Origin of the sequence: Micromonospora sp. NBC_00362 (assembly GCF_026342155.1) — a bacterium.
GTDB classification, from domain to species: Bacteria; Actinomycetota; Actinomycetes; order Mycobacteriales; family Micromonosporaceae; genus Micromonospora; species Micromonospora hortensis.
The window spans coordinates 2,856,430-2,882,718 of the sequence record NZ_JAPENH010000001.1; the positions used below are offsets into that span (position 1 = coordinate 2,856,430).

General features: G+C 71.7%; 18 protein-coding genes. 6 read left to right on the forward strand and 12 right to left on the reverse strand.

All coding sequences use genetic code 11. The annotated features are described in order from the left end of the window. Positions 1–6 precede the first annotated feature (6 nt). Positions 7–507 carry a transcriptional regulator NrdR gene (gene nrdR / locus OG992_RS12980; protein WP_091400542.1) on the reverse strand — a complete coding sequence of 167 codons (501 nt, stop codon included), beginning with the start codon at positions 505–507 and terminating at the stop codon, positions 7–9. Positions 508–1,049: 542 nt separating this feature from the next. Between nrdR and lexA the strand changes: the two genes are divergently transcribed. Further along, positions 1,050–1,835 (forward strand): transcriptional repressor LexA, encoded by a 786-nt coding sequence (gene lexA, locus OG992_RS12985; protein ID WP_030489395.1) that lies wholly within the window; start codon positions 1,050–1,052, stop codon positions 1,833–1,835. A gap of 70 nt (positions 1,836–1,905) precedes the next feature. Here the strand turns inward: lexA and OG992_RS12990 are convergent, their stop codons facing one another. Further along, entirely contained in the window at positions 1,906–3,651 is a 1,746-nt protein-coding gene (locus OG992_RS12990; protein ID WP_266303349.1) for a hypothetical protein, read from the reverse strand. 50 nt (positions 3,652–3,701) lie between these two features. Beyond that, entirely contained in the window at positions 3,702–5,156 is a 1,455-nt protein-coding gene (gene hflX / locus OG992_RS12995) for a GTPase HflX (protein ID WP_238683384.1), read from the reverse strand. A 183-nt stretch (positions 5,157–5,339) separates the two neighbouring features. On the opposite strand from hflX, the gene OG992_RS13000 reads away from it, so the two are divergent. After that, complete coding sequence (locus tag OG992_RS13000; protein ID WP_238683385.1) at positions 5,340–6,806, forward strand: NAD-dependent malic enzyme; 1,467 nt, start codon at positions 5,340–5,342, stop codon at positions 6,804–6,806. A gap of 128 nt (positions 6,807–6,934) precedes the next feature. Here the strand turns inward: OG992_RS13000 and dapF are convergent, their stop codons facing one another. From dapF to OG992_RS13015, 3 genes are read right to left on the reverse strand one after another with little or no spacing between them, the layout of a single operon-like run. Continuing rightward, entirely contained in the window at positions 6,935–7,780 is an 846-nt protein-coding gene (gene dapF / locus OG992_RS13005; protein WP_238687089.1) for a diaminopimelate epimerase, read from the reverse strand. 7 nt (positions 7,781–7,787) lie between these two features. Further along, entirely contained in the window at positions 7,788–8,699 is a 912-nt protein-coding gene (gene miaA, locus OG992_RS13010) for a tRNA (adenosine(37)-N6)-dimethylallyltransferase MiaA (protein WP_238687090.1), read from the reverse strand. After that, entirely contained in the window at positions 8,696–9,463 is a 768-nt protein-coding gene (locus OG992_RS13015) for a hypothetical protein (RefSeq protein WP_266303350.1), read from the reverse strand. Before OG992_RS13015 ends, miaA begins: the two co-directional genes overlap by 4 nt. Before the next feature lie 150 nt (positions 9,464–9,613). Between OG992_RS13015 and OG992_RS13020 the strand changes: the two genes are divergently transcribed. The 3 genes from OG992_RS13020 (at position 9,614) to OG992_RS13030 (ending at position 14,582) form a co-directional block, all read left to right on the forward strand. Next, positions 9,614–10,822 carry a DUF349 domain-containing protein gene (locus tag OG992_RS13020; RefSeq protein ID WP_238687092.1) on the forward strand — a complete coding sequence of 403 codons (1,209 nt, stop codon included), beginning with the start codon at positions 9,614–9,616 and terminating at the stop codon, positions 10,820–10,822. 558 nt (positions 10,823–11,380) lie between these two features. Continuing rightward, a complete protein-coding gene (locus OG992_RS13025) occupies positions 11,381–12,973 on the forward strand; it encodes a cellulase family glycosylhydrolase (RefSeq protein WP_266303351.1) in 1,593 nt (530 codons plus the stop codon). 259 nt (positions 12,974–13,232) lie between these two features. Next, positions 13,233–14,582, forward strand: a complete 1,350-nt coding sequence (locus tag OG992_RS13030; RefSeq protein ID WP_238687093.1) for a cellulose binding domain-containing protein — start codon at positions 13,233–13,235, stop codon at positions 14,580–14,582. A 48-nt stretch (positions 14,583–14,630) separates the two neighbouring features. Here OG992_RS13030 and miaB read toward each other — a convergent pair whose 3' ends face one another. Further along, a complete protein-coding gene (gene miaB, locus OG992_RS13035; protein WP_266303352.1) occupies positions 14,631–16,124 on the reverse strand; it encodes a tRNA (N6-isopentenyl adenosine(37)-C2)-methylthiotransferase MiaB in 1,494 nt (497 codons plus the stop codon). A gap of 221 nt (positions 16,125–16,345) precedes the next feature. Here miaB and OG992_RS13040 point away from each other — a divergent pair, with 221 nt between their 5' ends. Beyond that, the gene (locus tag OG992_RS13040; protein WP_238687094.1) at positions 16,346–17,254 is read left to right on the forward strand and encodes an alpha/beta fold hydrolase; all 909 of its coding nucleotides are present in this window, start codon (positions 16,346–16,348) and stop codon (positions 17,252–17,254) included. A 63-nt stretch (positions 17,255–17,317) separates the two neighbouring features. On the opposite strand, the gene fxsT is transcribed toward OG992_RS13040, so the two are convergent. The 5 genes from fxsT to OG992_RS13065 are packed head-to-tail and all read right to left on the reverse strand — an operon-like array spanning position 17,318 to position 26,272. After that, complete coding sequence (gene fxsT, locus OG992_RS13045; protein WP_266303353.1) at positions 17,318–21,187, reverse strand: FxSxx-COOH system tetratricopeptide repeat protein; 3,870 nt, start codon at positions 21,185–21,187, stop codon at positions 17,318–17,320. Beyond that, positions 21,184–22,446 carry a TIR-like protein FxsC gene (locus tag OG992_RS13050; RefSeq protein WP_266303354.1) on the reverse strand — a complete coding sequence of 421 codons (1,263 nt, stop codon included), beginning with the start codon at positions 22,444–22,446 and terminating at the stop codon, positions 21,184–21,186. The genes fxsT and OG992_RS13050 overlap by 4 nt, the downstream gene beginning before the upstream one ends. Beyond that, positions 22,443–23,102 (reverse strand): TIR-like protein FxsC, encoded by a 660-nt coding sequence (locus OG992_RS13055; protein ID WP_210785994.1) that lies wholly within the window; start codon positions 23,100–23,102, stop codon positions 22,443–22,445. Before OG992_RS13055 ends, OG992_RS13050 begins: the two co-directional genes overlap by 4 nt. A 52-nt stretch (positions 23,103–23,154) precedes the next feature. Then, a complete protein-coding gene (locus OG992_RS13060; RefSeq protein WP_266303355.1) occupies positions 23,155–23,979 on the reverse strand; it encodes an aminoglycoside N(3)-acetyltransferase in 825 nt (274 codons plus the stop codon). Next, a complete protein-coding gene (locus tag OG992_RS13065) occupies positions 23,963–26,272 on the reverse strand; it encodes an FxsB family cyclophane-forming radical SAM/SPASM peptide maturase (RefSeq protein WP_266303356.1) in 2,310 nt (769 codons plus the stop codon). Before OG992_RS13065 ends, OG992_RS13060 begins: the two co-directional genes overlap by 17 nt. Between the last annotated feature and the right edge of the window lie 17 nt (positions 26,273–26,289).

The following is a 26,289-nucleotide window of genomic DNA, read 5'->3' on the forward strand; positions in this document are numbered from 1 at the left end:
GAAGTCTCAGCTGGTACGGCCGGCGGCCTCAACCGCATCGGCCCGGCCCTGCTCCCGGGCTCGCGCCGCGGCCCGCAACGTCTCGATCTCGCGCTCGAAGTCGGCGAGCGAGTCGAACGAGCGGTAGACGCTGGCGAACCGCAGGTAGGCGATCTCGTCCAGGTCGCGTAGCGGACCCAGGATCGCCAGGCCCACGTCGTGGCTGGGGATCTCGGCGGCCCCCTTGGCCCGGACCGTCTCCTCCACCCGCTGCGCGAGCAGCGCGAGCGAGTCGTCGTCCACCGGCCGGCCCTGGCACGCCTTACGCACCCCGCCGATGATCTTCGTGCGACTGAACGGCTCGGTCACCCCGCTGCGCTTGACGACCGCGAGGACCGCCTCCTCGACGGTGGTGAACCGCTTGCCGCACTCCGGGCAGGACCGCCGCCGTCGGATGAGCTGGCCGTCGTCGGCCTCCCGCGAGTCGACCACCCGGGAGTCAGCGTGCCGGCAGTACGGACACCGCATCGCCCACCTCCAAATAATGATCAACCGCGAGCACACCGGAACACACCCCCGGGCACGACTCACCACGACGGTGCCATCCTCGGATGACGCCCGCCGTGATCGACGTTACGGGAGTGCGGTCGGTAGTCAGACCCAACCTGTAGGCAACTTACGCCCGTGTCACTACTACATCTAGGGGTCGACCGTATGTCGCTGGGGAAGCCGGGTCAAGTTGGCCGGCGTGTCCGGCGCGTCACGGACCAACCGGTCACCAACGCACCGCACAACGCCCGAAGACCCAACGTCACGATGCCGCTCGAGTTACCGGCCAACCGGCCGAACACGGCCGGAAAATGATCCAGGATCGAACACCAGTGCTACCTGACGTACCATTTATCAGAACATCCGTACGACCGGAGCGCTTTTTCACCCCGACACGCCGGTGAGAGGTCGTACAGATGTTTGAAAATGACTGATCTCACCTATACGGTCATGAACAACGTGGCACCACCGCACGCACCACGAGCCGACGAGGCACCCAGCGCCGACCAGGGAGGACGGACGTGACCGAGGACCGGGCCAGCCGGCCGAAGAGCCCGCAGCAGATCACCGAGGCGGGCCCGCCAGCCACCCGACGCCGCAGCGCCGCGCGCAGCCGGACGGGTCAGCCCGCCGTGCGTCCGGTCACCCCGGTGGTCAGCGCCTTCCCCGACCCGGCGACGGTTGACCTGACCGCCCGGCAACGGCGCATCCTGGAGTTCATCCGCAACTGGGTGGAACGTCACGGCTACCCGCCGAGCGTCCGCGAGATCGGCGAGGCGGTCGGCCTGGTGTCGCCGTCCAGCGTCGCCTACCAGCTCAAGGAGCTGGAGAAGAAGGGCTTCCTGCGCCGCGACCCGAACCGGCCGCGCGCGGTGGACGTCCGCGCCCCCAGCGAGGCGATCGACGACGAGCTGTCGAGAGCACAGCGGCCCACCCCGGCGTACGTGCCGATGCTCGGCCGGATCGCCGCCGGTGGGCCGATCCTCGCCGAGCAGGCAGTGGAGGACATCTTCCCCCTCCCCCGCGAGCTGGTGGGTGAGGGCGAGGTCTTCATGCTCCAGGTCAAGGGCGACTCGATGCTCGACGCGGCGATCTGCGACGGCGACTGGGTGGTCGTCCGGCAACAGCCGACCGCCGACTCCGGCGAGATCGTGGCCGCCATGCTCGACGGCGAGGCGACAGTGAAGACCTACCGGCGGCGCGACGGGCACGTCTGGCTGATGCCGCAGAACCCGGCCTTCGACCCGATCCCCGGCGATGACGCCACCATCATGGGACGAGTCGTGGCGGTGCTACGCCGGATCTGACCTTGGCGGGTGGGTGCCGACGGCGCTCACCCGCACCACTCGTCAGGGCGGGTGAGCGCCTCAACGTCGATCAGTAACGGTCGCCTCGGGGACCGCGACCGCCCCCGGGATACTGCCCGTACGGGTCCACAGGCGCGTCGTCGTCACGTCGGCGGCCGGGCCGCTGGCCACGGTGGTCGGGCTCCTGCCCTCCGCGCCGGGGCGGCTCCGCGCGACCGGGCTGACCGCCGTCGCCGCCGTAGACGCCACCGCCAGGACGGCCACCACCGCCCTGCGGACGACCGCCACCACTGGCCGGGGGACGGCCACCGCCGCCAGCCGGGGGACGACCACCGCCACCGCCAGCCGGGGGACGACCACCGCCACCAGCCGGGGGACGACCGCCACCGCCGTAAACGCCTGGACCGCCGCCGTCCGGTCGCGCCGCACCGTAGCCGCCGTCAGCCGAGGGCGGCCGTCCGCCGCCGCCGTACACGGCACCACCCGCCGGGGCCGGGCCGCCACGAGCCGCACCACCCGCCGGGGCCGGGCCACCGCGACCCGCACCGCCGCCGTAGACCGCGCCGCCGGCCGGCACGCCACCCCCGTAGACACCACGCCTGCGGTCGTCGTCGGCCGGGAACCCGTCAACGGCGCGGCCGGCGCGCGGGCCGAACGAATCACCGTCCGGCTCCGACGGGTCGGACTCGTCAGCGGTCGGCGGCCGACGGCGGGCGCGAACGATGCCGAAGATTCCGGCGGCGACCAACAGAAGGCCGATCAGCCCGACCGCCCCGACCAGGTACGTGATGTCGTCGAGGCTCAGCCCGTCGGTCCAGGACTTCGAGGCGGCCGGCTTGCCGCCGTCCTCCGCACTCAGCGGCGCGGCGGTCGACGTGGACGGGGTGTAGCCGAGGATGTCGACCGGCTCGTCTTCGGTGAACCGGCCCGCGTCGGAGACGGTGAGGAACGACTTTCCATCCGAGGTGTAGCTGATGGCCTCGCCGAACGGGTCGGCCAGCGGCGTCACCCGCGGCTTGCCGGTGGTGAGCGCGCCCACGATGTCGCCACCGGTCACGTCGAACTCGAAGGCGTCCGCGTACGTGCGCAGAACCACCCGGGAGCCGTCCGGTGCCCTCGATGCGCCGGTGATGGCAATCCGTCCGAACGTGTTGAGGGTGTTCTCCGTCTGGGTCTTCGGCAGCGTGAGCTCGCCGGCCTTACGCATCGGCACCGGGTCGGTGTCGCCGCTCTTGAGGGCCGCCGACGGCGTGTAGATCTCGGCCTTGCCACTGGTCACCTTGGTGATGATCAGCGGTTTTCCGTCGTCGCCGATGAGCAGCGCCTCAGCGTCGTGCGGTTTGGCCTCCGGGTAGGAGAGCCGGTGCAGCGTCGGCTGCTTGGCGCCGGTGACCGGCATCGACCAGAGTGCGACGCGGCTGCGGCGCTCCTTCGAGTCGGGGTTGTCACCGGTGTCGGCGATCCAGAGGGTGCGGCCGTCCTTGGACAGGGCGAGATCCTCGGTGTCGAACGGACCCTGCCCCGAGTAGCGGACCGGCTCCTTCGAGATCTTGCACTTGCTGTCGAGGAAGAACACACGCTTGCGCGCCGCGACGTCGGTGCCGTCGTTGATGACGATGTAGCCACTCTTGGTGGCCACCAGCCCGGACAGCTCCCGTAGGCGCTCGTCGGCGATCGTGCATCGCTTCTGGCCAGGGTTCGCTGCGGGCGGCCCGGACGCCCCAGGGGCGGGAGCCGCTGCGGCGACTCCGGCGAGCGCCACGGTTGCCCCGAGCAGGCCGAGGGCAACCGTGACCGAGGAAACAACGCGGCGCATTCGGCCAGTGTCGCATGCCGCGCGTTTCCGGTGGATGACGCCGTGGCCGCTCAGGACCGGCTGCCGGCCGCCTGCCCCTGCCGCTCCACGTCGAAGGCCGTCAGCTCCGCCGCAAGCTCCGCGCCGACGCGGACGTGCAGCAGAGTGCCCTCCGGCAGGTGCGACGTGCTGAGCACCTCACCAGTGCGGTGCGCCCGAGCGACCAGGTCGCCCCGGTCGTACGGCAGCACGGCCCGGACCTCCACGGCCGGACTCGGTAGCCGCTCCTCGATCGCCGCGCGCAGCTCGTCCATGCCGCGCCCCGAGTGCGCGGACACGAAGATCGCGTCCGGCCAGAGCCGCTTGAGCCGCAGCAGAGTGTCCTCGTCGGCCGCGTCGGTTTTGTTGACCACCAACAGCTCGGGAAGCCGGTCCGCGCTGACCTCGGCAAGCACCGCGTGGACCGCCCGAACCTGCTCCTCCGGATCCGGGTGGGTGCCGTCCACGACGTGCACCACCAGATCCGCCTCCGCGACCTCCTCCAACGTCGAACGGAACGCCTCGACGATCTGGTGCGGGAGGTGTCGGACGAAGCCGACGGTGTCGGAGAGGGTGTAGAGCCGCCCGTCCGAGGTGGTGGCCTTGCGGGTCGTCGGGTCCAGCGTGGCGAACAGCGCGTTCTCCACCAGCACGCCCGCGCCGGTCAGCCGGTTGAGCAGGCTGGACTTGCCGGCGTTGGTGTAGCCGGCGATGGCGACCGCGGGAACGGAGTTGCGGGAACGCCGGGCACGCTTGGTCACGCGGACCGTCTTCATGCTCTTGATCTCACGACGCAGCCGGGAGATGCGGTGACGGATGCGCCGCCGGTCGGTCTCCAGCTTGGTCTCACCGGGACCACGAACACCCACACCGCCACCGGCGCCACCACCGCGGCCGGAACCACCGGTCTGCCGGGAGAGCGTCTCACCCCAACCGCGCAGTCGGGGCAGCAGGTATTGGAGCTGGGCCAGCTCGACCTGCGCCTTACCTTCCTTGCTCTTGGCGTGCTGGGCGAAGATGTCGAGGATCAGCGCGGTGCGGTCGACGACCTTGACCTTGGTGCGCTGCTCCAGGTTGCGCAGCTGCGACGGGGACAGCTCACCGTCACAGATGACCGTGTCGGCGCCGGTGGAAAGCACCACCGCGCCAAGGTCGTCGACCTTGCCACGGCCGATGTACGTGGCCGGGTCGGGTCGGGTACGACGTTGGATGAGCCCTTCGAGCACCTGCGAACCGGCGGTCTCGGCCAGCGCGGCTAGCTCGGTCAGCGAGTTTTCCGCGTCGGTGACAGTGCCTTCGGTCCAGACGCCCACCAGGACGACCCGCTCCAGCCGCAGCTGGCGGTATTCCACCTCGGTGACGTCGGTGAGCTCGGTTGACAGGCCCGGGACGCGTCGGAGGGACTGCCGCTCCGACAGCTCCATCTCGCCGGTGGTGACGTCGTCGAGCTCGTCCTCGACGGGGACAAAGCTCTCCTGGTCTCGCAAGCGGTTCTCCTGTCCGTTTTGATAAGTAGAACGTAATCCTGACATGACACAACGCCGAACGCACCTGCTATATGCCCATGGTGAAGGTCGCCAAAAGTGGGGGCGAATGCTGGTCGGCCGCGACAACCCGGTAGAAATGCGGGCGGCGGCCGAACGGCCGCACAGCCGTTACGGAGGGATCCCGTGGCCATCACCCGACTGCCCAGCGCCGGATTTTCGATCACCATCCGGATCGCCGTGACCGCGGACGCCTCCTCGATCGGCCGACTCACCACCTCCGTCGGCGAGGCCGGGGCGATCGTCACGGCGCTGGACGTGGTGGACTCGGACCCGACCCACGTGATCGTCGACCTGACCTGCGACACCGCCGACGCCGGGCACGCCGACCAGGTGGTCGACGCGCTGACCGCGCTGGATGGCGTGGACGTGCGCAAGGTGTCGGACCGGACGTTCCTGCTGCACCTGGGCGGCAAGATCGAGGTGACCTCGAAGGTCGCGCTGCGCAACCGCGACGAGCTGTCGCGCGCGTACACCCCGGGGGTGGCCCGGGTCTGCATGGCGATCGCCGAGAACCCGGCCGACGCCCGGCGACTGACCATCAAGCGCAACACCGTCGCTGTGGTCAGCGACGGCTCGGCGGTGCTCGGCCTGGGCAACCTCGGGCCGGCCGCGTCGCTGCCGGTGATGGAGGGCAAGGCCGCGCTGTTCAAGCGTTTCGGCGGGGTGGACGCCTGGCCGGTGGTGCTGGACACCCAGGACACCGACGAGATCGTGCAGATCGTCAAGGCGATCGCGCCGGCCTACGGCGGCATCAACCTGGAGGACATCGCCGCGCCGCGCTGCTTCGAGATCGAGGCCCGGCTGCGCGAGGCGCTGGACATCCCGGTCTTCCACGACGATCAGCACGGCACCGCGATCTGCGTGCTGGCCGCGCTGACCAACGCGCTGCGGGTGGTGGGCAAGCGGCTCGAGGACGTCCGGGTGGTCGTCTCCGGAGCCGGCGCGGCCGGCACCGCGATCATGAAGCTGCTGCTGCGCCAGGGCGTCGGCGACATCATCGCGTGCGACCGGGAGGGTGCCCTGCACCGTGGGCTGACCGGGCTCAACTCGGCGTGGCAGTGGCTGGCGGAGAACACCAACAAGGAGAACTACTCGGGCGACCTGCCCGGTGCCATCCGTGGCGCCGACGTGTTCATCGGGGTCAGCGCGCCGAACCTGCTCACCGGCGACGACATCGCGCAGATGGCGAAGGACTCGATCGTCTTCGCCCTGGCCAACCCCGACCCGGAGGTCGACCCACGGGAGGCGCGCAAGCACGCCGCAGTGGTCGCCACCGGCCGCTCGGACCAGCCGAACCAGATCAACAACGTGCTCGCGTTCCCCGGGGTGTTCCGCGGCATGCTGGACGCGCACGCCGAGGAGTTCACCGAGGAGATGGCCCTCGCGGCCGCCCGGGCCATCGCGGACGTGGTCGGCGAAGAGAAGATCAACCCGACGGTGATCGTGCCGAGCGTGTTCGACTCCCGGGTCGCCCCGGCGGTCGCCGCCGCCGTGCGCGCCGCCGCGCACAACCCGAGCCCGCTCCCGGCCGCCGACCCCGGCCCCGCCGACCTCCCCGAGATCGCGGCAAGCGCCAGCGCCACCCCGTAACGCGCCAACGGCCCACCCCCACCGACCGCGCCGTTGATCAAGAGGTTTGCGTCAGGAAGTACGCAAGACCTGACGCAAACCTCTTGATCAACACGGGTGGGGGTGGGGGTGGGGCGCGTGGGGGGCTGTTAGGGGCGGAGCGCTGTTGGGTTCAGCTCGCCGGTGGCCACCAGGACGGCGGGGCCGGAGAGCCAGCAGGAGTCGGCGGTGACCGTCACCGTGAGGCGGCCTCCGGGCACGTCGACCGCGACCACGCCGGTGTTTCGCCCGGCGTCGCGCAGCGCCACGGCACCCACCGCGCAGGCACCGGTGCCGCAGGACAGGGTCTCGGCGCTACCGCGCTCGTACACCCGCATCAGGCTGTGCTCGTCGCTGCCGTCGACCGGGTCACCCGCCACGATGAACTCCACGTTCACCCCACTCGGGAAGACCGCCGGATCGAACCCGGGCGCGACGGTCAGGTCCAGCGCCGACAGCTCCACGCCGGCCGGCAACACGCAGACCAGATGCGGGTTGCCCACGTCCACGACCGCACCGGCCAGGGTCAGCCCGCCGAGGGTGGCGGCGGAACTGTCGTACACCTGGGGTCGGCGCATCTCGACGGACACGACGTCGCCCTCGACCAGCGCACGCACGACGCCGGCCCGGGTCGCCACCGGCAGCGCCGCGCCGGCCGGCGTGGCCAACCCGGTGTCGAGCAGGTAGCGCACGAAGACCCGGGCGCCGTTGCCACACATCTCGGCGAACGAGCCGTCGGCGTTCCAGTAGTCCATGAACCACTCGGCCTCGCCGGCCAGACCCGCGCCGTCCGGATGCTTGGCCGCGCGGACCACCCGCAGCACGCCGTCCGCGCCGATGCCCCGACGCCTGTCGCAGAGCGCCGCGACCAGCTCCGGGGTCAGGTCGAGCTGACCGTCCGGGTCGGGAAGAAGGACGAAGTCGTTGCCGGTGCCGTGGCCCTTGGTGAACTCCACGCCCCCATCATCGCGCAGCGGCCGGCACCAGACGCAGGGCGGCCCCGATCAGGTCCGGGGTCGTCGAGTCCAGCCAGTGGATCCGCGGGTCACGGCGGAACCAGGACCGCTGCCGGCGGACGAAGCGCCGGGTCGCCCGGACCGTCTCCTCGTGCGCCTGCGCCTCGGTCAGCTCACCGGCGAGCAGGCGCAGCACCTGCTGGTAGCCGAGCGCCCGACTCGCCGTCCGCCCCCCGGCCAGCCCGCGCCCGACCAGCTCACGGGTCTCCGGCACCAGGCCGTCGGCCCACATCCGGTCGACCCGCAGGGCGATCCGCTCGTCCAGCAGGCCGGTGTCCAGGTCGACGCCGAGCTGCACCGACGGGTAGTACGGCGTGGGCTGCGGCAGCGAGGCGGCGAACGGCGCGCCGGTGAGCTCGATCACCTCCAGCGCCCGCACGATCCGCCGGCCGTTGCCAGGCAGGATGCCCTCGGCGGCGACCGGGTCGGCGGCGCGCAGCCGCGCGTACAGCGGGGCGGGGCCGACCTCGGCCAACTCCCGTTCCAGCCGGTCCCGCAGCGCCGCGTCCGTGCCGGGGAACTCGAAGCGCTCCAGCACCGCCCGTACGTACAGCCCGGAGCCACCGACCAGCAACGGCACCCGCCCCCGGGACAGGATGTCGTCCACCGCCGCGCGGGCCAGTCGCTGGTACTCCGCGACGCTCGCCGGCTCGGTGACGTCCCAGACGTCCAGCAGGTGATGCGGCACCCCGTCCCGCTCGGCGAGGGTCAGCTTCGCGGTGCCGATGTCCATGCCCCGGTAGAGCTGCATCGAGTCCGCATTGACCACCTCGCCGTCCAAGGCGTGCGCCAACGCGATGCTCAGCGCGGACTTGCCAGCCGCGGTCGGGCCGACCACAGCGACAACCGTGCCCGTCACACCCGCTCCCAGGACGCCACGAAGTAGGCCACCCCGTAGGGAGCGGAGTCGTGCAGCAACTCGCCACGCCACCCACCGCCAGCCGCGCGGGCCGCGCCGGCGAGCACCTGCCAGGGGGCGCGACCGGCGGCCTTCAGCTCCGTCGACACCACCGGGTCGAGGCCGAGCAGGGCGTCCAGGTCCGCGTCGGCCAGCGCCGCGGCGACACTCTGGTCGTACGGGAGGGCGCGCGCGTCGTCGTACCCGGGTGCTTTCTCTCCCCGGCAGGCCGACCCGTCCCCGAGCACCAGCGACGCCACCCGGTCGCCGGCGGCGCCGACCTCGTCAGCGAGCGCGGCCAGCTCGGCCGGGCCGGCGTCGGCGGCCACCTGCACTGCCGTCACCGGCGGTCGGGTGTCGTGACGGGCCAGCAACCACGCGCCGATGGTCAGGCTCAACGGCAGCACCGCGCCCCGGTCCGGAAGGTCTGGCACCAACGGCACGTCCAGGTCGACACCCCAGGGCTGGAGAGAACCGGTCGCCGGGGTGCGGATCGGGCCGGTCACCGGGCCGGTGCCCACCAGCACCACAATGTCCGGATCGGCGGCCAACAGCCGGCGTACGGCGGTGTCGCAGGCCGCCCGCAGACCGTCCAACTCCGGGGCCGCGGAGCCGGCCACCTCGGGCACGAGCAGGGGCGGATGCGGGCAGACGGCGGCAGCGACCAGTGGCACCCGTCCACCGTAGCGGGAATCCCCGGTGCGTCTCCGCGCCGATCCGGTCATTCGGCCCCTAGGACACCGTATGGTCACGGTCGGCGATAGGCGCTCGACGCGGACCGGGTCGGACCTGTGACAATGCCGGAAGCAACTTGGCTGCGCCGTGGCGGCGACGGGGGATCGATCCCTCGACGCCGGGAGAACGAGGATGGGTACATGAGCGACTGGACTGCCTTCGGACGGGTGGACGCGGACGGCACCGTGTACGTCAAGACCACCGAGGGAGAGCGGGTGGTCGGATCCTGGCAGGCGGGAGCACCGGAGGAGGGCCTGGCACACTTCGCCCGTCGCTTCGCCGACCTGGTGACCGAGGTGGACCTGACCGAGGCGCGACTCAAGTCGGGTGCGGCGGACGCCGGGCACTCCTTGAGCACGATCCGGCGGATCCGTGCCACGCTGCCCGAGGCCAACGTGGTCGGCGACATCGACGCGCTGGCCACCCGCCTGGACAAGCTGGCGACCCTCGCCGAGGAGAAGGCCGGCGAGGCGCGCGCCGCCCGGGACGCCGCTCGCGGCGAGGCCCTGGCCCGCAAGACCGCGCTGGTCGAGGAGGCCGAGAAGCTGGCCGCCGAATCCACCGGGTGGAAGACCGCCGGGGACCGGCTCAAGGAGATCCTCGACGAGTGGAAGACCATCCGCGGGGTCGACAAGAAGGCCGACGGTGAGCTGTGGAAGCGGTTCGCCGCCGCCCGGGACGGCTTCACCCGCCGCCGCGGCGCCCACTTCGCCTCCCTGGACTCGCAGCGCAAGCAGGCCCAGACCGCCAAGGAGGAGTTGGTCGCCGAAGCGGAGAAGCTCTCCGACTCCACCGACTGGGCCGCCACCGCCAACCAGCTCAAGGACCTGATGACCCAGTGGAAGGCCGCTCCGCGCGCCTCCAAGGAGGCCGAGCAGAAGCTCTGGGAACGGTTCCGGGGTGCGCAGGACGCCTTCTTCAGCCGGCGCAGCGAGGTCTTCTCCGCACGGGACAACGAGCAGCGCGGCAACCTGGAGCGCAAGCAGGCCCTGATCGCCGAGGCCGAGGCGTTGGACATCGACGCCGACCCGAAGGGCGCCCAGGCCAAGCTGCGGGAGATCCAGGCCCAGTGGCACGAGGCCGGCCGGGTGCCCCGCGAGGCAGCCGCCGGGCTGGAGCGCCGACTGCGCGTCATCGACGACAAGGTCCGTGACGTGATGGACTCGGCGTGGCGCCGCACCACCAAGGAGGACAACCCGCTGCTCGCCCAGATGCGGGCGCAGGTGGCGGAGGCCGAGGACCGGCTGGCCCGGGCGCAGAGCGCCGGGGACGCACGCCGGATCAAGGAGGCTGAGCAGGCCCTCGCCTCCAAGCGGCAGTTCCTCCAACTCGCCGAGCAGGCCGGCTGAGCTGACGACGTCCGGAGCCCCCGGTCCCCCAGCGGGACCGGGGGCTCCCGCGTGTCCGCCCCTGATGGTGGGCGGCTCTCGACGACCAGCAGGGGGTGCTGGGGGGATCGGGAGCCGGGTTCGGCGCATCCGCGCCCACCAAGGTCATGCTCGATCCAGGATGTAGTGGCCACCTGGTGCCGGGAAACCACTACATCCAGGTTGGAGCACGATCATGTGCGGGGGAGCGCGTTGCGAACGGACGCGCGGCGCGGGCAGCGCCACTCCACACCACGCCAGGCCGGGCGGTACGGGCGGGCGGTGTGAGCGGGGAGGTTGACGCATTGACGTGGGCTGATCAGAATGAGCGACGGAGCCAGGTAGGGCCACCGGCGCGAGGGCGACGAAGGCGGAACATCCGCCGTCGAGGGCCGCCGGTGAGCTTCCGCGAGTGACCACGTCCGCGTGACATGGGCCGTCGTGTGCTGTCCGCGTACCCCTTGGGGGACCGCGACGTGCCGACGGCTGCCCGCCGGCGTCGTTCCTGGACGGCGTCGGACCTCCGAAGTGGAGCTCGAATTGTTCCGTCCTCAAGCTCTCGGCGGCGCGCTCACCGCGCTCGTCACCGTCGCGGCCGGCGTGTTCCTCGCCGCCGCCGTCAGCACCAGCCCGGCCGTCGCCGCCGGCACCGGTACGGGTTATCTGCGTACCAGTGGCAACCAGATCGTGGACAGCACCGGTACGACCGTCCGGTTGACCGGCATCAACTGGTTCGGCATGGAGACCGACAACAAGACCTTCCACGGGCTGTGGTCGAACAACCCGTGGCGGGGACAGCTCGACACGATGGCCCGGCTGGGTTACAACACGTTGCGGGTGCCGTACTCGAACGACGCGCTGAAGCCGGGGGCGACCGCCAGTGGGATCAACGACTTCGTCAACCCGGACCTGATCGGGTTGTCGCCGTTGCAGATCCTGGACAAGGTGATCGACTATGCCGGCAGCAAGGGCATGCGGATCATCCTGGACCGGCACCGGCCGACGGCGGCCGGGCAGTCGCCGCTCTGGTACACGTCGACGGTTTCCGAGGCGACCTGGATCAACGACTGGAAGATGCTCGCCCAGCGGTACGCGGGCAACCCGACGGTGATCGGCGCCGACCTGCACAACGAGCCGCACGCGGAGGGCACCAACCCGGCGGCCACCGGCGCGTGCTGGGGCTGTGGCGACACCACCCGGGACTGGCGGCTCGCCGCCGAGCGGGCCGGGAACGCCATCCTCGGCGTCCAGCCCAACTGGTTGATCTTCGTGGAGGGGGTGAGCTGCCCGAGCGGTGGCCTCTCCAACGTCTGGGACGGCGACACCAGCAACGACGAGGACTGCGGTTGGTGGGGCGGCAACCTGTCGAAGGCGGGTCAGTTCCCGGTCCGGCTGAGCGTGGCGAACCGGTTGGTCTACTCGCCGCACGAGTACGCCACCTCGGTGTACCGGCAGACCTGGTTCGACGCCCCGGACTACCCGGCGAACATGCCGGCCATCTGGGACAAGTACTTCGGTTACCTCTACAAGCAGAACATCGCCCCGATCATGATGGGTGAGTTCGGCAGCACACTGGTCGACCCGAAGGACAAGGTGTGGCTGGAGAAGCTGATGGCGTACACCGGGACCGGGGTGACCGGGATGTCCTTCACCTACTGGTCGTGGAATCCCAACTCGGGTGACACCGGCGGGATCGCGCTCGACGACTGGACGAACGTCAACACCGCCAAGCAGGCGGTCCTCCAGCCGTACCTGATCGCGCCGTCCGGTGGCGGCACCGGTGGGCCGACCGATCCGCCGACGGACCCACCGACGGACCCACCGACCGGCGCCTGCACGGCCACCTACCGGCAGGTCAACGCCTGGCAGGGCGGCTTCCAGGGAGAGTTGACGGTGAAGAACACCGGCTCGGGCGCTGTGAACCCGTGGTCGGTCGCCTGGAGTTGGCCGTCCGGGGTGACGTTGGGCAGTGGCTGGAACGCCACCGTCACGCAGTCCGGTACGACTGTCACCGCGGCGGCTCCGAGCCATGCCCCGTCCCTGCCGGCGGGCGGGTCGGTGACGGTGGGCTTCACCGCCAACGGCACGGCCAGCGCGCCGGGCACCGTGAAACTCAGCGGCACCGGCTGCTGATCCACCGGGACGGCCGGTGCGCAGCGCGCCGGCCGTCCCGGCAGCAGCGCACCGGCCGTCCCGGCCATTTACATTCAGACACTTCTATGTTCTTATCGGGAAAGCGCTTGCCTCTTCGTTGGCGGGCGCGAGCGCGGGAGCCGCTTTCCTTCACGAACCTGCACTGGCGGGCCCGAGGACCACTGGTCCCGGCCGAGACTCGCCGCCCACGGGCATGGGCGTCGCGACACCTCCGTCCGCCTTCTCGAAAGGAAGCAGCATGCGCACAGGACGGCGTCGAATGACGCTGATCGCCACCACTGCCGCAGCCACCGCCACCCTGGTCAGCGCTGCGCTGTTGACCTCCGTGTCCGCCCAGGCGGCCGCCGGCTGCCAGGTGGCCTACTCGGTCGCCAGCCAGTGGCCGGGCGGGTTCACCGGCAACGTCACTGTCACCAACCTCGGCGACCCGGTCTCCGGGTGGACACTGCGCTGGTCGTACGGGGCCGGTCAGCAGGTCAGCCAGGCGTGGGGCGCCACCGCCTCGCAGAGCGGCAGCCAGGTCTCCGCGACAAACGTCGACTACAACGGCAACCTGGCGACAAACGCCAGCGCCACGTTCGGCTTCAACGCGAGCTGGAACAGCTCCAGCAACCCGGCTCCGAGCAGCTTCAGCCTGAACGACGTCGCCTGCACCGGCAGCACCACACCGACCACCCCACCGCCGACCGACCCGCCACCGTCGAGCACTCCCCCGCCCAGCACGCAGCCGCCCTCGACACTTGTCGGCTGGGCCACCCAGAACGGCGGCACCACCGGTGGCGGCAACGCCGCCACCACCACCGTCACCACCGCCTCGGCCCTGACCAGCGCACTGAACGCGACAGGCGCCGCGGTGATCCGGGTGTCCGGAACGATCACCTGCTCGGGCATGCTGCGGGTCCGGTCCAACAAGACCATCCTCGGCAACTACGGCGCGACCATCGCCGGCTGCGGGCTCAACGTCAGCGGTGACCGCAACGTGATCATCCGCAACCTGACCTTCCGCAGCTGGAACGACGACGCGATCAATGTGCAGGAGTCGGCCACCAACATCTGGATCGACCACAACAGCTTCAGCAACGGGTACGACGGGGCCGTCGACATCAAGCGCGGCTCGGACTTCGTCACCGTCTCGTGGAACCGGGTCTTCAGCCACGACAAGACAATGCTGCTCGGCCACAGCGACGACAACGCCAGCCAGGACGTCGGTCACCTGCGGGTGAGCTACCACCACAACTGGTTCGACGGCAGCAACCAGCGCAACCCCCGGGTGCGCTTCGGCAACCCGGTGCACGTGTACAACAACTACTACCGGGCCAACGGCGGCTACGGCGTGGCGTCCACGGAGAACGCCGGGGTGCTCGTCGAGGGCAACTACTTCGAGAACGTCGACGACCCGTACCACCGTGGCGAGGGAGACTCGGGGCCCGGCAACCTGGTCGCCCGCAACAACCACTTCGTCAACTCGCCCACCGGCCAGGCCGGCGGCAGCGTGGCCAGCATCCCGTACTCCTACCAACTGGACACCGCGAGCAACGTCAAGTCCATCGTGACGGCGGGCGCCGGCGCCGGCCGGATCACCGTCTGACTCGACCCTTCACGGAAGGGCCCCTCGTCCAGGGGCCCTTCCGTGCGGTCAGTGGGTGGCGCAGCCAGCGGCGGGGGCGGCCACGACCGGCGGTGCGCCGATCGTCGGCAGACCGAGCAACACCCCGGGGGTACGCGGGGAGCGACCCGCCTCGGCCGCGTCGCCGGCGCGGGTGCGACGGTGCGCCACCGGCGGTCCGTCGGCGTTCAGGTGGTGCGGGGCGGCGTACGTGACAGTGGTGTGCACGATGTCGCCCGGCCGGATCTGACCGGCGAGGGACTCCCCGTCGGCGGTCTCGGTCGCGAAGTGCACCAGTCGACCGTCGCGCGCCCGACCGGACATCCGGCCGGTCCGCTCGTCCTTGCGGCCCTCACCGACGGCGACCAGCACCTCGACGGTCTCACCGACGAGGCGCTTGTTCTCCGCCCAGGTGATGTCCTCGACGCAGGCGATCAACCGCTCGTAGCGTTCCTGCACGACCTGCTTGGGCAGCTGATCGCCCATTGTCGCGGCAGGGGTGCCGGGCCGCTTCGAGTACTGGAAGGTGAAGGCCGAGGAGAACCGGGCCTCCCGGACCACGTCCAGGGTGCGCTGGAAGTCGGCCTCGGTCTCACCGGGGAAGCCGACGATGATGTCGGTGGTGATCGCCGCGTCCGGCATCGCCGCGCGGACCTTCTCGATGATCCCCAGGTAGCGCTCGGAGCGGTAGGACCGGCGCATCGCCCGGAGCACGTCGTCGGAGCCGGACTGCAACGGCATGTGCAGCGAGTGGCAGACGTTCGGCGTCTCGGCCATGGCGGCGATCACGTCGTCGGTGAAGTCCTTCGGGTGCGGGCTGGTGAAGCGCACGCGCTCCAACCCGTCGATGTCGCCGCAGGCCCGCAGCAGCTTGCCGAACGCGAACCGGTCGCCGAACTCCACGCCGTACGAGTTGACGTTCTGCCCGAGCAGGGTCACCTCCAGCACGCCCTCGTCGACCAGGGCGCGCACCTCGGAGAGGATGTCGCCGGGGCGCCGGTCCTTCTCCTTGCCGCGCAGCGCCGGCACGATGCAGAACGTGCAGGTGTTGTTGCACCCCACCGAGATCGACACCCAGCCGGCGTACGTGGACTCGCGGCGGGTGGGCAGCGTGGACGGGAAGACGTCGAGCGACTCCAGGATCTCCACCTCGGCGGCGGCGTTGTGCCGGGCCCGCTCCAACAGCACCGGCAACGCGCCGATGTTGTGGGTGCCGAAGACCACGTCCACCCAGGGGGCCTTGCGGACGATGTCGCCCCGATCCTTCTGAGCGAGGCAGCCGCCGACCGCGATCTGCATCCCGGGATGCTTGTCCTTCACCGGGCGCAGACGACCGAGGTTGCCGTAGAGCCGGTTGTCCGCGTTCTCTCGCACCGCGCAGGTGTTGAAGACGACGATGTCCGGGGTGTCGTCGGTCGGCACCGCGCGCACGTAGCCGGCCTGTTCGAGCAGGCCGGAGATCCGCTCAGAATCGTGCACGTTCATCTGGCAGCCGTACGTCACGACGTTGTAGGTCCTAGCCACCCTCTTGGTGCCCCTTCCCCTCGGGCTACCAGGGTAGCGGCCCGTTCGGGTGGCCCAACCCACCGGCATTGACCCGCTGGCCCATGGCGGGCATCCACGACGGGCAGTACGCTGCACAACAAGGATGTGTTCTGGGCGATTTCGGGGGCTTTGCACTCGGTGCCGACGATGCGCCGGCTCCGTTCACGGGGGAGCACATGACGACCCGCGGGAGGCCAACCGTGACGCGACAAGATGCGACACAGCGCACCGTCACGACCCCGGACGGGCGGCGCCTCGCGGTGGAGACCTCGGGAGCGCCGGACGGGCCGGCGGTCTTCCTGCTGCACGGCACCCCGGGCAGCCGCAGCGGCCCTCGCCCCCGGGGCATCGTCGTCTACCGCCTCGGCGTGCACCTCGTCTGCTACGACCGACCCGGGTACGGCGACTCCGACCGGCACGAGGGCCGGCGGGTGGCCGACGCCGCCGCCGACGTGGCGGCGATCGCCGACGACCTCGGCATCGACAGGTTCGCGGTGGTGGGCCGATCCGGTGGCGGGCCCCACGCCCTGGCCTGCGCCGCGCTGCTGCCGGACCGGGTCACCAGGGCCGCCGTGCTGGTGGGGCTCGCCCCGGCCGGCGCACCCGATTTGGACTGGTACGCGGGCATGGCGGAATCGAACGTGGAGGACTACGGGCAGGCCGACGAGGACCTCGCCGAACTCACGCTCAATCTGAAGGTTCGTGCGGACGAGGCCCGCCGGGACCCGATGACGCTTCTGGACTTCCTCCGCCCCCAACTGCCCGACGAGGACATCCGGGTCGTCGACGACATCGCGATCCGCCGACTGCTGACCGACATGTACTCCGAGGCACTACGACACGGCCCCGAGGGTTGGATCGACGACGTGCTGGCGATCCGGCGCGGCTGGGGGTTCGACCTGGGCGCCATCCGCGCGGAGGTCCGGCTCTGGCACGGCGAACAGGACCGCTTCTCTCCCGTGGAGCACTCACACTGGCTCGCCTCGCGGATCTCGCGCGCCGAGGTGCAGGTGCAGCCCGGCGCCGCGCACTTCGGGGCGGTGGAGATCCTGCCGCAGACCCTGACCTGGCTGGCCACGCCGGACCTCGCGACCAGCCCGCGGCTCTGAGCGCCAGGCCCGGCCGGGCCGGCGGGTCGGCCCGGACAGCCGGCCGCCCGCCGAACGCCCCGCTCAGATGGTGTGTGGGTCGATCACCCGGACCACGAACCGCCGTTCGCGCAGGGTCTGCACTGTGGGATGTTCCAGACCGATCACCTCGGCCAGCCGGTCCGCCACGGCGCCGACGTCCTCGGTGGCCGGGCCGTCGCCGGCCCGCCTCGCCACCAGGGCGAGATCGCCGAGGCAGCGCAGCGTGTCGGGGTGTTCCGCACCGATCACCGCGGCCAGTCGGCCGGCGGTTTCCCGCAGGCGGTCCCGCGCCGACTCCCAGTCACCCTCCTCGGCGAGACACACCGCTTGGTTGACCTCCGCCGCGAGGGTGTGCGGGTGGTCCGGCCCGAGCACCTTGCGCAACTCGCCGACCGCCCGGGACGCCGACGCGAGCGCGTCAGACCTGCGTCCGAGCGCGCGCTCCGCCGCCGAGATGTTACTCACCGTCGCCAGGGCGTGCGGGTGTTCCGGGCCGAGCCGGAGCTGCTCCTCGAACGCCACCCGCACGGCGTTCATCTCGGTCAGCGCCCGAGCCGCGTCGCCGACGGCCAACAGGTTCGCCGCGCGACTCGACCGGCACGCCACCGTGTCCGGGTTGTCCGCCCCGAAGCGTTCGTCGAGTTCGCGGTAGGCCGTCTCGAACATCGGCGCGGCCTCGCTGCCCCGACCGGAGCTGCGCAGGGATACCGCCAGGTTGACCTGGGCGGCGAGACTCTGGCCGTCATCCGGCCCGAGCACCTCGCAGTACGTGTCGTACACGGTGCGCAGCAGGGTGGCCGACCTTTCGTACTCGCCAGCTTCCCGCAGGTCGCTGCCGAGCCGCACGGCGGAGACGAGTGTGTAGGGGTGCGTGGGGCCGAGAACCAGCCGCCGCCGCTGGTGCACCTCGTCGTCCCACCGACGGGCCGACCGGTAGTCGCCGACCAGCCGGTACGAGACGGCGAGGTTGTTGGCCGCGCTCAACGTCCGAGGGTGGTCCTCGCCGAACACCTGGAGCCAGGAGGCGTAGGTGGACCGGTCCCGTTCCAGGGCCTCGGCGTAGCGGCCGAGCGCCCGCAGGTCACCGCCGAGGCTGCCGGCGGTCATCAGACTGTGCGGGTGCAGCGGACCCAGCAGGCGGCGTTGCTCGGCCAGCACCGCCTCGTCCAGGTCCCGTGCCTCGTTGAACCGGCCCAGACTGCGCAGGATGTTCGCCCGGTTGAACCGCAGGTGCAGCAGTTGGCGGCCCAGGGCCGACGCCTCGACCTCGTCGTGCGTGTCCCCGAGCCGGGCGCTCCAGGTGTCGTCCACCTCCTGGCTGAACGTGTCGGCCTGGTCCAGACCACCGCGCTGCCACAGATAGCGGACCCGGTCGATCAGTAGCTGACACACCGGCTCGTCCGGGCAGGTCAGCGCCTCGGAGACCTCCAGGTGCGGCCAGAGCATGCGCAGCCGGGCCCAGGTGGTCGGGTCGTCCACGTCGCCTCGGGGCCGGGACGCGGCCAGCACCAGGTGCACCTGGTGTCGGGCGGCGGTGATCTCGTCGTCGGTCATCCGGTCGCGGACCACCGCCTGCAACAGCCGGTGCACCTGGACCCGACCGCCCTGGACATCGAGTTTGAGCAGTGCCAGGCGGTTGATCTGCTGGACCAGGGCGCCGCGCACCAGCCGCTCGGAAACCGACGGGTCGAACGGCACGAGGGCCGCCGCCATCTCGTCGCTGTAGATGAGTTCGAGGGCGATCTCCGGGGCCAGCACCGAACAGAGCTGCAACAGCCGGTAGGCGGCCGGCGCCTGCTCCAGCAGCCGGTTCAGTGACAGGTCCCAGGTCGCCTCCACGGAGAGGGCGCTGGGGCCGTGCCGCTCGATCTGCCGCAGGTAGTCGGCGACCGACGTGCCGGTGTCGGCGAGCCAGGCGCCCGCCGCGGCCACCGCGATCGGAAGGTCGCCGAGCGCCTCGGCCACCCGGTCGGCCTCCTCGGCGCTGATCGTGGGCACCCGCTGGGCGAGGTGCGCCACACTCTCGGTGCGGTCGAAGACGTCCACCTGGATCGGGTTCGCCCGGTCGCCCCAGGCGCGGTTGCGGGAGGTCAGCAGGACGTGCCCGGGGCCCTGCGGCAGGAAGGGCTCGATCTGGTCGAGTTCTTCGGCGTTGTCCAAGACGACGAGCCACCGCTCGTACGGCTCACCACGGCCGAGCACCTGGAGCACCGACCGGACCGTGTCGGGCAGGGTCGGCCCGACGAGGATGCCGAGGCGACCGGCGAGGTCGGCGAGGGCCGTGTCGACGAACTGCGGCGGGTCCGCCACGATCCACCAGACCACGTCGTACCCGGCCTTGAACCGGTGCACGTATTCCAAAGCCACCTGCGTCTTACCGACGCCGCCCATACCCTGCAGGGCGACCGGAAGCACCACCGCGCTGCCCCCGCTCTGCAACTGCGCGCGCAGCCGCGCCAGGTCGTCCTCCCGGCCGGTGAACCGGGCGTTTCGGTTGGGAGCGTTGAAGATCAACGGCTCGGTGCCGGGGTAACGGGCACTCCCACCCGCTGGGCCGTCCGCCGACGACGGCACCGGTCGGCCGACCAGCCGCAACACCCGCTCCACGGCGGTCGCGGCGCTCACGTTGACCAGGTTGGTGGAGCTCTGGGACGGAAACTCGGCCAGCGGGCGCAGGTCGGCGACGTACACGGCCAGGGCCGTGGAGCCGGTGCTCGTGTCCCGGTCGGGCAGGCCACCGGACGGGGTCGCCACGTAGGCCGGCGAGACCACTGTGAGCGTGCGCGGGGCCGGCGTACCGGCGGACCCGACGGCGGCCGTGGGCTCCACCACCCGCAGCCCGGCCGAGCTGAGCACCCGCTCCAGCCACTCGGCCCAGATGGCGTCCTCCGGCGCATACCGGAGCACGATCTGGTCGTCGATCGCCTCGGTGCGTCGGCGGAACCGGGCCTTGCCCCGCTCCCGCACCGACTCGTCCATCACCGGCAGCGCGGTCACCGCGCCGTCGGTGAGGATCCCGGTCAACGTCTCGAACGCGGCCAGCAGCGACGTCGGTGAGCCCGGCGGGTCGCCGAACGTCGCGAGGGTCTCCTCGTACGCGTAGAACGGCCGGTACGGGACCTCCACGGCGGCCCAGTAACGCCGCCGTTCCGCCTCGGTCATGCCGGCCGGCAACCCGGCGAACCGGCGCATGGCCAGCAGGCGACCCGCCTCGGCCCGCTCCTTCTCGGCCTGGTCGACACGCATCGGCACCGGCAGGACCCGGATGTCGCGCCGCCGGTACCGGTCCCGTACCGAGTGCGCCACCCGGGCCGCGCCGTCGATGCCCTGGTCGCTGAGGGTGAAACAGTCGACAAGGGTGTCCGGTAGGTGCAGGGTGCAGATGTCGGCGACGTCGCTCAACCCCGTCCGGCTGTCGATCAGGGTGAAGTCGTACTGGCGCTTCATGTCCGCCCGCAGCGCCTCGAAGAACTGCGCGCCGCCCAGCCGGTTGTAGAAGTTGTCCCAGTCCAGCCCGCTCACCGAGACGGCGTAGTCGCTGTTCTGCCGGCCGGCGGAGAGGAAGTCGAGGCCGCCGCCGTCGGGAAAGTTCCAGCGCAGCGAGAACGCGTGCCGCCCGACCCGGGCGTACTGCTCCATCCAGCGGTCCGGCCGGTCGTTGACCCGGGTGGTCTCCCACTCGTAGTCGCGAATCATGTCGATCACACCGCTGGTGCCCTGGATCGCCTCGGCGTCGAGGAACGGGTGGAAGAAGCGGTGCAGACCGGGCGACTCGAGGTCCCAGTCGGCGACGAGCACACGCCGGCCGCTGGCCGCCAGGATCCAGGCCACGTTGGCCAGCGCCATCGTTCGGCCCGTTCCACCCTTGAACGAGTAGAAGGTGACGACCTGGCCTTCGCGATCGTTGTTCATCGGTTTTCTCCGTGGGGACGCGGTGGGGCCGGATCATCAGGCGGGGACGCCGGGTCGGTCGAGCCGGCGACAGGCAGGCCATCGCGCAGGCTCGGCACCGGCTCCGGCGGTGGTTCGAAGGGGACGACCGGGCCGTACTTGAGGAACTGACGGCGCGCCTCGGTGACCAGCGCGGGCATCAGGTCGACGAACTCGGGCATGTTGCACGCCCGCTTCACCTGGGGCAGGCCGGCGTCGTGCAACAGCTGCGTCACCTCGGTGGCCCAGCGGGTGGCGTCCTGGCTGTCGTCGTCGTCGGTGACCACCAGCGGAACGACCCACTCCCGCAGGCCGTGCAGCATCCGGGCGAGAACGCCGGCCGCGTCCGGCGCCGCCGCGATCCACGGGTCGACCAACAGCACGGCCGGCCGCCGATCGAGCAACGCGGAGGCCTGCGCGAAGTCCTCGGTACGGGCCGACAGCCCGAGCCGCTCGGCGGTGCTGACCGCGTACTCGGCGGCGGGTAGTTGCTGGCTGCGCCCGTACGGCCGCCAGAGCCGGCCGCTGGCCGCGTAGCCGGCGGGGTCGCGATCGCTCGGCAGCCGGTCCCGGGTCGGGGCCAGGACGGCGACGACGAAGTCCGGGTCGGTCGGCGCCGGACGGACCACCTCGTCCAGGCCGGGCGCCCGGGACGGACCCATCGGACGCCGCTCGGCGGTGTGCACGATCCGGCTCGCCAGGCGGCTCAGCATCAGCTCGTACTGGGCCCGGTAGGAGGCCAGCATGCAGAACGCGCGCAGGCCGTCCGCTGCGTACTCCGGGACGTCCCGGCCCAGGTCCAGGGCGCCGTCCAGCTCCGGGTGGGCCTCCCACGGGGGGAACGGGATCCACAGCACCGGGGTGAGATGGCCGGCGGTGATCCGGGTCGACCCGGCGGCGGCCAGCCGGGCCCGGAAGGACTCCTGCTCCCCCAGCGCCCAGGGGCGGCTGAAGTAGCCGGGCGAATAGAGCGGGACGAAGACCTCAGCGTCACCGAGCGCCTCGGCGAGGGCGGCCTTCCAGTCGGCGCCCAACGGGATGTGCTGGTCGAAGAAGCCGATCCGCATGCCGGCGACCGGTCGCGCCTGACGCCGCACCTCGTCGGTCAGGTCGGCGAAGAACTGGCCGACCCAGACGTCGGCGTCGGCCCGGGCGCCCGGCGGCGGCGCCGAGTGTGCGTAACTCAGGAAGAAGTACGTCCCGCGGGCCCCCGGTCGGCGTCGGGCCGTCGGGGGGCTCACTCCGACTCCTCGGCGAACCGGTTGCACAGCTCGTCCACGCTCGCCGGCACCCAGGGTTCGACCAGGTACGAACGGTGGATGGCCACGATGCGTTGCGCGAGCCGCCAGACCACCGCCCGGTACGCGTTCTCCCACTGCATGGTCAGCAAGCCGTAGACCCCGTCCCGCTGGTAGTGCACCGCGATGTCGGGATCCGGCATCGCGGTCGGGGTGAAGCGCTGGATGTCGCGGAGCACCCGAGGCAGTGCCGTGCCGTTCGTCGGCGACCAGGTGACCGGCACGATCGCTGTCTCGTGGATCGAGGCCGAGCGGTGTCGCGGGGTGATCCGTCGGCGGGAGAACGCGTCCCACTCCCGGCCGCACCAGTCGCTGCCGAGCAGCGCGCTGGAGACCAGCGGAACGAAGACCTGGCAGGTGCCGGCGGCCTGGAGAAGCTCCGGGCTCCAGCGTTCACCGCCGGCGATGGAGCTGTCCAGGAAGCCGGCGTCCACTCCGGTCACCGGGCCGACCAGTTCGCTGACGTGGACGGAGAGGTCCTCGAAGAAACGGGAGACGTACTCGGCGGGTTTGCCGGTGGCCCGGCCGACCGGCGCCCGCGAATAGCTGATGAAGAAGAGTGGGGCGCGTGCTTGGGAGGGTGCGTCCACTGTGCTCACCGCTGACCCTCCGCCCTCCCCACGCGGCCGGATCATCAGCGTAGTCCCCGCGTCAACGTCGCGCCGCCAACCGGTTCGTGGTGAACCAAGCAGTCGCGAAGTCGACAGCGGCCCGGGCCGGCAGCAGGCGGGCGTCGGCCCGCCCCACCCGACCGTGCCGCACCAACGGCGTGTCGTCGAGCGCGGCGCCCACCATCGGGAAGTCCCGGTCGTCCAGGTCGAGGGCCCGGAAGTCGAGGCGGACCCGCCGACCGTCGACGAGCCGGAAGCAGTGGTAGTCCCGCTCGGGCGGTGGCACCGGCAGCCGGTACTCGGCCAGGTGCAGGGCGCTGCACACCTCGTAGCCGATGCCGAGCAGCAGGATCTGCCCGTCCGCCGCGTAGAGGCCGCCGACCGGTGAGCGCTCCCCCAGGTGACAGGTGAGGTCATGGCCGTCGGTGAGCTGCCGGGCCCGCGGGCCGAGCGCGGCGAACGAGGTCTGCGGATGGTCACTGCGCACGGCGCCGGGGGTGCACCGGACGTACTCGGCGAGCGCCCCCATCCGATGGGAGGGGGTGGTCCGGCGGTCCCAGCCCGGCAGCGCCGCCTCGTACCGTTCGCGCTGCGCCCGGTCCATGCCCGCGGTGGCCGCCAGGTGGACCCGGGAGGTGGTCGAGTTGCCGTCGGTCTGGGTGGGCACCAGCAGCGTGCCGGCCGGGCCGAGGACGTCGCGCAACGCGCCGGCGAGGGTCGCCGGGCCGTGTTCCAACGGGCCCACCCGACGCAGGCCGCAGTGCACCAGTAGGCACACCCCCGGGCGCACGCCCAGCGCCCGCAGGTCGTCGGCGAGGCGGCGACGGCCCAGTCTGGGCGGTGGGTGCTCATCTGGACCCGACACGGGTCGCCTCCAGGGCGTGGCGCAGCTGGCCGACGAACCGCTCACCCGCAGCGGTGAGCGACCGGCTGGCCAGCAGCGCGTCGACGCCGTCCCGGGTCCACGCCAGGAAGTGGGCCGCGTGCGCCGACGCGCCCGGATCGTCGGTGACCGCCCGGGACTGCCAGACCTGGGTGACGGCAAGATGGGCGTACACCCCCTGGAGGACGCCCTCCGGTGGCCGCGGGTCGGGGCGCCACGGCACCCGGATCCGAAGGCCCTGCCCGGGTTCGACGAGGTCGTACAGGTCGAGCACCGCACCCAGCTTCGCGTGCTGCCACTCGTGCACGAGCAGCACCGCCATCGTCTCCGGATCGGGATGGGGGGTGACGGCGACCGCGCCGAACGCGTGTCGGGCGGTCGCGCTCCGCAGTGGTCGCGCCGGGTCGGGCGCCAACGGAACGACGGCACGCAGACCGCCGTCGAGCGCTGCCGCGTGCGCCGGCACGTCCCGGTGCACCACCCGCCAGGCGGCCGCCAGGGTACGGCCGAACGCCCGCGCCGCCGGACCGTCCAGGCGGGACTCCACCGGCTGGCCGTAGCAGTCGCGGTACGGGTCACCGTCCTCAAGGAGCAACCGGTTACCGGGCACCGACACGTCGCGGGTCGGAAACCAGCCGGTCGACGGCGGCGCCAGCGGATCGAGGAGCACCGTCTGCGCGACCGACCCGCCCCGGACCTGGAGCTCGCCGGGCCGGACTGTCACCTCGGCGCTCTCCCCCAGGCCGGGCAGCACCAGGCTGCCGAGCGTGGGCAACGTGATCCTGTCGGCCAGCACCGGGACGTGCAACGCGGCCGGGACACCGGCCCGCAGCGCCGCGGCGATGGCGATGGCCGGCAGAGGGTCGACAGCCGCGCCGAGGGTGGGCGGGGCCGACGAGTCCAGGCGATGCACCAGCCCGGGCCGGACGAAGGGATGCGCCAGGACCGCCCGCACCGCCTCCGGCGCCGCCTGGTCGAGGTGGACGAGCAACTCCCAGGCGGCAGTGGTGCCCGACCCGTCCCGACAGGCCGCCAGCAGCGCCCGGGTGATGGAGAGCTGGGTGTCGGCGAGCAGCGCGAGCGTCGACGCCGAGCCGTGCCCGGTCGCCAGGTCGTCCAGCAACCCGTCGACGGGCGAGGTGGTCGACCCTTCGCCCGACGCGGATGCGGTGGGCGGCGGGTAGGCGTCCGCGGTGTCGATCAGGCGGAGCAGATCGGCGCAGTACACCGAGGGGTTGTCGAAGCCGGAGCCGGTGCGCCAGCGGTGGGCGTACAGGCCGCCGCCGCACCGGTCGACCACCGGGCAGGCCCGGCAGGTCGCGCAGAGCCCTTCCACGCCGTCCTGCCGGACGGCGACCCCGGGGTGCCGCGTGACCTCGTCCACCGAGTGGTCGAAAACGTCGAAACCGGTGCCGGCCGCGCCGTGGTACGCGGTCTTCAGTGAGTCGACCTGCTCCCAAGTCCCGTCGGCCTCGATGACCAGCACATCGGCTGGTGCGAGGCCGAACGCCTCGGTGCCGCCGCCGCCCGGGCGCAGCGCCTCGAACATCCGGATCGACACCGGCCGCCCGTCGTCCACCCATCGCCGGTGAATCCGCCCCAGCCAGTCCGCGTACGGGGTGGGCGCGGACCCGGGGCGCTCCGGCGGATCGTCCCAGGTGGCGTGCGGCAGCAACAGGTCGACCCGGGGCGGGCTCTCGGCCAGCAGCGCCTCGTACACCCGGTCGGGATCGTTGCGGACGTCGATCGTGCAGAGGATGCCGGCGTAGCTGGCGCGGTGCTCCGGCTGTCGGAGCAGGGCCAGCGCCCGGCGGACGTGGTCGTGGCTGCTGCCGCCGTGGGCGAAGACCCGGTGGCGGTCGTTGGCGGCCCGGTCGCCGTCGAAGGAGACCCCGACCCGCACGTCGTACTCGACGAACAGCCGACACAGTTCCTCGTCGAGCAGCACGCCGTTGGTCTGCATGCGCAGGTCGAGTCGCGCCCACGGGGTGATCGCCCTGCGCAGCTCGGCCAACACCTCCCGTAACCCGGCGGCCCCCAGCAGCAGCGGCTCACCCCCGTGCAGCACCACGTGCACGACCGGCAACTCGTGCGCGCGGGCGTGCTCGGCGATGCGCCGTGCGGCGGCCTGGACGGTGGCCGGCGGCATCCGCGTCGGACGGCCACGCCAGGTCTGGTCTGCGTGCTGGTAGACGTAGCAGTGGTCGCAGCTGAGGTCGCACCGGCTGTGCACCTTCAACACGAACTGGCTGATCCGCCGGCAGGATCCGCCCATTCCGGGCGGACCGCACC